Below are 10,198 nucleotides of genomic sequence, written 5' to 3' on the forward strand. Positions count from 1 at the left end.
CAGCTTAACGGTCACTTTATCGTCTCGGGCTTCGGTGGTGATGTTGTCGTCGCCGGCAACGGTCACGGTAGCGCCGAGTTTTTCGACATTGGTGCTGCCGCTGTCGCCGTTGAAGGTCAGGCCTTTGCTGTCAACGGTGGTTTTGGCATCCACGCCTTTTTGAATGTTATCTTTAGTGCTTTGAGCGAGATCGATACTGTAATTAGTTGTGACGGCACCATCGGCTGCAGTTGTGGTATTAGAATTCAAATTCAAAGCATTGGAAACTTGTACCGTTGCTTTATCTGCGCTGACGGTATAAGTGGTTTCTTTGCCTGAAGTTGTTTTATTAACGTGCGTGTTGCTACCTGCCGCTACCTTGGTTGTGGTTTTGGCATTATTAATGGCATTGGCTACATCGCCGGCAGTCGCTACACCGGCAGTCGGTGCGGACACTGTGCCATTATTATTGACAGACAATGTGCCTTGAGTGACGTTGATTTGAACTTTTGATGCATTCTCGCCATCGGTAACTGCAACGGTCGTCAAGTTGCCATTAGCGTAGTTGACTGTGCCGTTGTTATTGATACGGGATTTGTCTGTACCGTTTTGTTGGATATTGTGTCCAACATTGTTCATCACTGTGTACAGTTGGCTACCATTAACTGCATCGGTTGAAGTGGCGGAAATACGGCCTGCGGCAACATTGTGAATTTGGCGTTCATTGCCTGCGCTGCCTACAGAAACCGCGCCTGTTTTAGAGGATGAAGAAGCAGCATAGCTGACATTGGTCGCAGCACCGCTATCGTTTTTGAATGTCGCATTTTTAGCTGTTGCATCAAAATTATTGGCGGTACCAACAGCACCATTACCCAATGCAACAGAGCTACCGATCGTAGTCGTCGCACCATTACCCAACGCAACTGAATCGCTTCCAGTCGCTTTTGCATTATTACCACCGGCAAAACTATTCTGCCCGGCAGCTTGGGCTGAGGAACCAATAGCGGTGGAATAAAGGCCTGAACTGTTTGCCTGTTTACCAATGGCAATAGAATAAGCTTGCGTTGTCTGTGCCTGATGGCCGATTGCAACAGAATCATCACCGACTGCATTTGACAAATAGCCCATTGCCGTACCGTTATTTTGTGCCGCTGCCCTTGCACCGACAACGGTTGCATTTTCGTAGTTGGCTCTACTGTGGGCACCGACGACTACAGAGTAATTGTAATTATTTTCTGTATTCAAACCTATGGCGATAGAACCTGTACCGCGGGAATTGGCATTAGAGCCTAAGGCAACAGCGCCAACAGTTCCAGAAGTTACCGTTGCATTTGGACCAACAGCAACAGAAGACGAACCAAGTACGTTGGCATTATGACCTAAAGAAACACTACCCGTCGCACCAGTGCTTGTTGCCGCATTCGGTCCGATGGCAATCGAATTGGTTGCTTTTGCACCGTCATTGTTCCAGTTTTTCGTACCGTCAGTTTTGCCTTCTTCTGACTTAACAGAAAAATAACGAACGCGTTCAAGCGCATTCAATACGCCATAAAGCTGTGAGCCGTTGATTGCATCAGTAGAGGTAGCGGAAATATCGCCAGGGGATACATTAATGATTTGGCGTTCGTAACCTTGAGAACCGACAGACACAACATCACCGGCATCGGTAGTTTGACCGCCTGCCCAAGTGTAGGTTACACCCATAATTTCGCGTTGAACGTATGCCCGACCTTCTTTATCGGTTTTAGAAGCCGTACCCAAAGCCACAGAGTTCAGCAAAGTAGCCTTCGCACCTGTACCCAAAGCTACACCACCAAAGGCAGTGGCTTGAGATTTAGTACCAATAGCCAGAGACAAATCGGCAGATGAATTAGACTGCACACCTAATGCAACAGAACCTTGACCGGCAATGGTATTACCATAAACCCCGCTATTCATTGTATCTCCGGTCATTTCTTTATAGATATCCCGCAGATTTTTACCACGTAGCGCATATTCACCAACTTTCGCACCTTGGGCATTGTATTTGATGAATTTGTCCGTTGCGCTGCCTGAATATTGGGTACCACCAACACTATCAAGGTCATCACCACCCACCGAGATAGATGAATTACCCTCAGCTACAACATTACCACCAACCGCAATAGATTGGTCACCCTTTGCCCACGCGCCCTCAGGTCTGCCCTGTGCATCGACACGGTTACCTGAACCAATAGCAATAGCCTGAGTTATCTTAGGACTACTTGAATCGCCTACTCGAGCCGTATTACCAATAGCAATATTATTGTGAGTTAAACCCGGGTGCATAATGTTTTGGGAAAGAACCCCAGATGCACGTCCAATAGCAATCGTACCAAGGCCGGTTGCATTCGCGTCTGTACCAAGTGCAATAGCACTTGATGGCGCACTACCCGAACTTGGAGAATTTGCCACTGCACTTTTACCGATGGCAATGGTATTTCCAGTTTGAGCTTGGGTTGAATTACCTATAGCGATAGACTCACTTTGATAACCCACTGCATTGGTACCGATTGCAATGGCATTTTGCGCATTGGCTGCAGCCTGACTGCCGCTGCCAATTGCAATGCCGTCTTGACCTCTTGATGTGCTGGATTGGCCCAAAGCCATTGAGCCTATACCAAATGCTTGCGCCGAATTACCCAATGCTGTTGTGTTCGTATTATTGGCAAGAGCATTCTTACCTACCGCTGTCGCTTGCGTACCATTTGCTTTGGAATCTGCACCCAATGCTGTTGAATCTGCAGAAACAGCATTGGCACTTTTACCTATCGCTGTTGCATTTGAACTACTTGCACTTGTATCTGCACCCATCGCAACAGCATGATTTTGAGTAGCTTTGGCATTTGTACCAACAGCAAGGCTGTTATTATGTGTTGCATTTGCACTCGTACCTACCGCAACTGCACCATTAGCCGTAGCATTGGCTGATGCTCCTACTGACAGGGCACCAATACCGGTCGCTGTTGCACCACTAACCGCAGTAGCACTGGTCGGAGGATCAACCGCAATTTTTCCTTGTTGAGCAGTTGCCGCATACGAATTACCTGCACCCAAAAGAGCTGCCGAAATTACTGTCAATCTGAAAACTGTCGCGATACCATTTTTACCGGATTCGGCAGATACATCTGTACTGTTTTGTTCTGCAGACGATTTCACACGGCCTTTGGCCAATTCGGACGTTACAACGAAAGATTGAATCGTACGGTTCCAAACGACTTTAAATATCTTATTCATTAGTGTGTCTTTCTCTTTTTATGATGGGTAAAAGCGTAGGCGTGAGCATGACGCTACTTTAAAAAATCTATTGCGGAGGATTTCCCTGCAAAATGCTTGCTTCGAGCTGACGTTTATTGTCACTTTAAGACGAAATTTAGGTCTTTTACTATCTCGAAGTGAAATAGTATTTCATACTTACTAAATATCCGCTAGTCAGAAATATCAACCGATTATCTTTAATTTCTAAATAAAATCACGGCTTTCTACCAAAAAAACCAATTATCAAAAGGGTTTCAGCCATGTTTCTATTAATAAGCGGTGTGTTGCATTCCATTGACAAGTCACAAGCAAACACAGTAACCATGCAACTCATATGCCAATTATTTAAAATATTATTTATTAAAAAACGAAAGAAAAAGGCCGTCTGAAATGTTTCAGACGGCCTTTAATGAAATGATATTGAACAACTACTTGCTTAAATAATTTGGTTTTTAAGCTATCAATAAAATCGGCAATATGCTTTTAATACGTCATAGAAAGAATACGCATATCCCTACTTATACAAACGTAGATGGTTTTACAAACCGAATACGGCAATATCGCCCTTGCCTTGACGAATCAGCTCGGTGCCATCGGTCATATCGATAACCGTCGTCGGCTCAGTACCGCACCAGCCGCCATCGATAACCAAATCGACAGCATGCTCAAGACGGTCTCGGATTTCGTATGGATCGGTCAATGGCTCTTCGTCTTCGGGCAGCATGAGGGTGCAGCTTAAAATAGGTTCGCCCAATTCTTGCAAAAGCGCCAAGGCAGTGGCGTTGTCGGGAACACGCAGGCCGATGGTTTTACGTTTGGGGTGAAGCGTGCGATTGGGTACTTCCTTAGTTGCCTGCAAGATAAAGGTGTAGCTGCCGGGCGTAGCTGCTTTGAGCTGGCGGAATTGGACATTATCTACTTTGGCGTAAGTACCCAATTCGCTCAAATCGGCACACATCAGGGTCAGATGGTGTTTTTGATCGATTTTACGAATCGTGAGAATGCGCTCCATCGCGTTTTTGTCACCGAGTTTGCAACCCAGCGCATAACAGGAATCCGTAGGGTAAACGATGACACCGCCACTACGGACAATATCGGCGGCTTGCTTGATGAGGCGGTCTTGGGGATTATCGGGATGGATGGCGAAAAATTGTGCCATGTTTTTTTCCTTATCATTCTAATGGTTTGTTGTTTGACATTTTAAAACTTATTTGGCCGTCTGAATATTGGATTTCCACCACCATGAATGGATTTAGCCTCAGCTACAACACGGCTGCACCCAGTGATACCTTATATATTATTTTGATTTACCGGCCGATATCGAAAGTCAATTTAATACGCTATATAATGCATTATTTTGTTTGAAAGTCATCTCAATGCCTGCTTCTTCCCTACCTTCCCGCCGCTTGTCTGTTGCCCCCATGCTTGATTGGACAGACAGACACTATCGCTTTATGGCGCGACAAATTACACGCAATGCTTGGCTTTATAGCGAAATGGTCAATTCAGGCGCGGTAGTTTATGGAGATAAAGACCGCTTTTTGAGTTTCAACGAAGGCGAGCAACCGGTAGCTTTACAGCTTGGCGGCTCAGATCCGCATGACTTGGCAATCGCTACCAAAGCGGCTGAAGCGTATGGCTATAATGAAGTCAACCTAAATTGCGGCTGCCCCAGCCCACGCGTTCAAAAAGGCGCTTTCGGCGCTTGCCTGATGAATGATGTATATTTAGTGGCAGATTGTTTGAACGCGATGCAGGATGCAGTTGAAATTCCGGTGACGGTCAAACACCGCATCGGCGTAGACAGACAGACAGAATATCAAGTCGTGGCAGATTTTGTGGGAACATTACACAAAAAAACAGCCTGCCGCACATTTATCGTCCATGCGCGTAATGCTTGGCTGGACGGTTTATCCCCGAAAGAAAACCGCGAAGTCCCACCACTCAAATATGAATACGTCTACCGCTTGAAACAAGATTTTCCCGACTTGGAAATTTTGATTAACGGCGGCATCACCACCAACAAAGAAATCGCCGAACATCTGAAATTTGTCGACGGCGTCATGATCGGGCGCGAGGCTTATCACAATCCAATGCTGATGCGCGATTGGGACGTACTGTTTTACAACGACGCACACGCACCAATCCAATACGCAGACTTAGCAGCTTGGCTATACGCATACAGCCGCGAACAAATTGCCTCTGGACGCGGCACCATCCTACGCCACATCGTCCGCCACGCACTAGGCTTGATGCACGGCCTAAAAAATGCCCGCACTTGGCGCCGTATGCTCTCAGATGCTACTTTGCTGAAAGACAACGACGGCAGCCTAATTCTAGACGCATGGAAAGAAGTTGAACGCGCAAATATTTGGGATTAATGCCATATAGTGCGAATAAAAGAAAGGCCGTCTGAAACATCATTGGATGTTTCAGACGGCCTTTTGAATTGCAACAGACTGCTAAAGATATATTCATTTATCTTTGGCTACTATCTTGATTAATTCATCAAATAAATTCAAAACATAATCTAAGCATAAAAAAATGCGGCCTAAATAGGCCGCATTTACTTTGCTTCGTCTTTTCAGACGGCCTTTTCAGGCCGTCTGAAAGTCAGATTACCATTGGTAACCAACTGCTGCGGTAGCACCGAAGTGACCACGTGAGTTGCCGGAAGCAGTACCTTTGATGATCCAGTTACCACCATCGGAGATGCTAGAGAAGCCGACAGCGTAACCGGTTTCACCGCGGTAGTGACCGCCACCGATAGCCAGCATGCTCTTACCTGGCAAGTAAGCTTGTGGCAGACCGGCAGTAGCCAGAGCTTGAGCCACACCTGCGCGGGCGTTGTTGTCAACCTTGTTCACATTGCTGTTCACATCGCCGAATTTTTGGTTCAGCTGGTCAACGTTAACCGCATCGGTACCGTTCTTACCTGGAGCAACATTTTTAATAGTAGTGTTGCCGGCATCGATACCACCTTGGTTGATGGTTACAGGACCTGCTTTCAGTTCGTTAGTAGTAACACTGTTAACGGTCAGATCAGGGTTCAAGCTGACTTTCAGCGCATCGCCGTCTTTCTTAACGAAGATGTTTTGAACTTCTTTCTCTGAAGTCTTACCGGTTGCTTTGTCGAATACTTGAACTTTAGTACCCGCATCACCTTTAATCTGAATAGTGTTATTCAGAGGTTTGGAGATAGAGTGCTCTTCATCAACAATACCAGTCTCATCAACCAGACCGAAGGTGCCATCAGCATCTTTACCGTCTTTACCATCTTTACCATCTCTAATGATGGTGGTAGTGGTTTGACCGTTACCGTCGGTAATAGTCACAATGTGAGTACCTTTTTCGCCCGGTTTAACTTCGGCTTTGGCGTTCACACCATCATTACCTTTATCACCTTTGTCGCCTTTAGCGCCATCTCTGATGATGGTAGTAGTAGTGTTACCGTCACCATCGGTGATAGTCACAGTGTGAGTGCCTTTTTCGCCCGGTTTAACTTCGGCTTTCGCGTTCTTACCGTCTGTAATGATGGTAGAAGTAGTTTTACCGTCACCATCAGTAATGGTTACAGTATGAGTACCGTTGCCGTTGTTCTTAACATCGGCTTTGGCGTTCTTACCATCTTCACCTTTAGCGCCTTGAGCACCGGTATCACCTTTGTCACCTTTATCGCCTTGGACGCCTTTATCGCCTTGGTCACCTTTGGCACCGGTATCACCTTTAGCACCAGTTGCACCATCTTTAACGATGGTAGTAGTGGTTTTACCTTCGCCATCAGTGATGGTTACAGTGTGAGTGCCGTTGCCGTTGTCTTTAACGTCGGCTTTGGCGTTCTTACCGTCTTTAACGATAGTGGTAGTGGTATTACCGTCACCATCAGTGATGGTTACAGTGTGAGTGCCGTTACCGTTGTCTTTAACGTCGGCTTTGGCATTCTTACCGTCTTTAACGATAGTGGTAGTGGTATTACCGTCGCCATCGGTGATAGTTACAGTGTGAGTGCCGTTGCCGTTGTCTTTAACGTCGGCTTTGGCATTCTTACCGTCTGCGCCAGTATCACCTTTAGCACCTTGGGCACCAGTGTCACCTTTGTCGCCTTTAGCACCTTGGTCACCTTTAATACCTTGGTCACCTTTAGCACCGGTATCACCTTTATCACCTTTAGCACCTTGGTCACCTTTAGCACCGGTATCACCTTTAGCACCTTGGGCACCAGTGTCACCTTTGTCGCCTTTAGCACCTTGGTCACCTTTGGCACCGGTATCACCTTTAGCACCAGTTGCACCGTCTTTAACGATAGTGGTAGTGGTGTTACCGTTACCGTCTTTGATGGTTACAGTATGAGTACCGTCGCCGTTGTCTTTAACTTCAGCTTCAGCGTTCTTACCGTCTTTAACGATAGTGGTAGTAGTTTTACCGTCGCCATCGGTGATAGTTACAGTGTGAGTGCCATCGCCGTTGTCTTTAACGTCGGCTTTGGCATTCTTACCGTCTGCACCAGTATCACCTTTAGCACCGGTATCACCTTTAGCACCTTGGGCACCAGTGTCACCTTTGTCGCCTTTAGCACCTTGGTCACCTTTAATACCTTGATCACCTTTAGCACCGGTATCACCTTTGTCACCTTTAGCGCCTTGGTCACCTTTAATACCCTGGTCACCTTTAGCACCGGTATCACCTTTATCACCCTTGTCACCTTTATCACCTTTTGCGGCAGCTGTGCCGTCTTTAATGATAGTAGTAGTGGTGTTACCGTTACCGTCTTTGATGGTTACAGTGTGGGTACCGTCGCCGTTGTCTTTAACGTCGGCTTCAACGTTCTTACCGTCGGCACCAGTTGCACCATCTTTAATGATGGTAGTAGTGGTGTTACCGTTACCGTCTTTGATGGTTACAGTGTGGGTACCGTCGCCGTTGTCTTTAACGTCGGCTTCAGCGTTCTTACCGTCAGCACCTGTTGCGCCGGTATCGCCTTTGGCACCAGTTGCACCGTCTTTAACGATGGTAGTAGTGGTATTACCGTTACCGTCTTTGATGGTTACAGTGTGAGTACCGTCGCCGTTGTCTTTAACGTCGGCTTCAGCGTTCTTACCGTCGGCACCAGTGTCACCTTTAGCACCAGTTGCACCGTCTTTAACGATAGTAGTAGTGGTATTACCGTTACCATCTTTGATGGTTACAGTGTGGGTACCGTCGCCGTTGTCTTTAACGTCGGCTTCAGCGTTCTTACCGTCGGCACCAGTTGCACCATCTTTAATGATGGTAGTAGTGGTGTTACCGTTACCATCTTTGATGGTTACAGTATGAGTACCGTCGCCGTTGTCTTTAACATCAGCTTCAGCGTTCTTACCGTCGGCACCAGTGTCACCTTTAGCACCAGTTGCACCGTCTTTAACGATGGTAGTAGTGGTGTTACCGTTACCGTCTTTGATGGTTACAGTATGAGTACCGTCGCCGTTGTCTTTAACGTCGGCTTCAGCGTTCTTACCGTCGGCACCGGTTGCACCAGTTGCGCCGGTATCGCCTTTGGCACCAGTTGCACCGTCTTTAACGATGGTAGTAGTGGTGTTACCGTTACCGTCTTTGATGGTTACAGTGTGGGTACCGTCGCCGTTGTCTTTAACGTCGGCTTCAGCGTTCTTACCGTCGGCACCAGTGTCACCTTTGGCACCAGTTGCACCGTCTTTAACGATGGTAGTAGTGGTGTTACCGTTACCGTCTTTGATGGTTACAGTGTGAGTACCGTCGCCGTTGTCTTTAACGTCGGCTTCAGCGTTCTTACCGTCGGCACCAGTTGCACCATCTTTAATGATGGTAGTAGTGGTGTTACCGTTACCGTCTTTGATGGTTACAGTGTGGGTACCGTCGCCGTTGTCTTTAACGTCGGCTTCAGCGTTCTTACCGTCGGCACCAGTGTCACCTTTAGCACCAGTTGCACCATCTTTAATGATGGTAGTAGTGGTGTTACCGTTACCGTCTTTGATGGTTACAGTGTGAGTGCCGTTACCGTTATCTTTAACGTCGGCTTCAGCGTTCTTACCGTCGGCACCGGTTGCACCAGTTGCGCCGGTATCGCCTTTAGCACCAGTTGCACCGTCTTTAACGATGGTAGTAGTGGTATTACCGTTACCGTCTTTGATGGTTACAGTATGAGTACCGTCGCCGTTGTCTTTAACGTCGGCTTCAGCGTTCTTACCGTCGGCACCAGTGTCACCTTTAGCACCAGTTGCACCGTCTTTAACGATAGTAGTAGTGGTATTACCGTTACCGTCTTTGATGGTTACAGTGTGAGTACCGTTGCCGTTGTCTTTAACTTCGGCTTCAGCGTTCTTACCGTCGGCACCAGTGTCACCTTTAGCACCAGTTGCACCGTCTTTAACGATAGTAGTAGTGGTATTACCGTTACCGTCTTTGATGGTTACAGTGTGAGTACCGTCGCCGTTGTCTTTAACGTCGGCTTCAGCGTTCTTACCGTCGGCACCAGTTGCACCATCTTTAATGATGGTAGTAGTGGTGTTACCGTTACCGTCTTTGATGGTTACAGTGTGGGTACCGTCGCCGTTGTCTTTAACGTCGGCTTCAGCGTTCTTACCGTCTACACCGTCTTTACCGTCTTTAACGATAGTCGTAGTGACTGAACCGGTCTCAAGATCAGTAATAGTGATTGTATGGGTACCGTCACCATTATCTACAACTTCACCTGTGATGCTGCCACCTTTTTCACCAGTGTCACCTTTATCGCCTTTAGCGCCGGCTGCACCAGTGTCACCTTTGTCGCCTTTAGCGCCGGTTGCACCAGTGTCACCTTTGTCGCCTTTAGCGCCGGTTGCACCAGTGTCACCTTTGTCGCCAGTAGCACCGTCTTTAAGGATGGTAGTAGTGGTATTACCGTTACCGTCTTTGATGGTTACAGTGTGAGTACCGTTGCCGTTGTCTT

4 protein-coding genes are annotated in these 10,198 nt (G+C 47.2%); 1 reads left to right on the forward strand and 3 read right to left on the reverse strand.

Features of this window, described 5'->3' with window-relative positions; translation table 11 throughout:
• A partial coding sequence (locus tag ACTHTY_RS10335; RefSeq protein WP_440367518.1) for an ESPR-type extended signal peptide-containing protein occupies window positions 1-3,234 on the reverse strand: 3,234 nt, incomplete at its 3' end.
• Between the two features lie 559 nt (window positions 3,235-3,793).
• Window positions 3,794-4,414, reverse strand: coding sequence for an L-threonylcarbamoyladenylate synthase (locus tag ACTHTY_RS10340; protein WP_440367520.1), 621 nt, complete (start codon window positions 4,412-4,414; stop codon window positions 3,794-3,796).
• A 217-nt stretch (window positions 4,415-4,631) separates the two neighbouring features.
• On the opposite strand from ACTHTY_RS10340, the gene dusA reads away from it, so the two are divergent.
• Entirely contained in the window at window positions 4,632-5,636 is a 1,005-nt protein-coding gene (gene dusA / locus ACTHTY_RS10345) for a tRNA dihydrouridine(20/20a) synthase DusA (RefSeq protein ID WP_440367550.1), read from the forward strand.
• 237 nt (window positions 5,637-5,873) lie between these two features.
• Here the strand turns inward: dusA and ACTHTY_RS10350 are convergent.
• A partial coding sequence (locus ACTHTY_RS10350) for a YadA family autotransporter adhesin (protein ID WP_440367521.1) occupies window positions 5,874-10,198 on the reverse strand: 4,325 nt, incomplete at its 5' end.

Origin of the sequence: Neisseria sp. P0019.S002 (assembly GCF_051957155.1) — a bacterium.
Classification (GTDB): Bacteria; Pseudomonadota; Gammaproteobacteria; order Burkholderiales; family Neisseriaceae; genus Neisseria; species Neisseria perflava.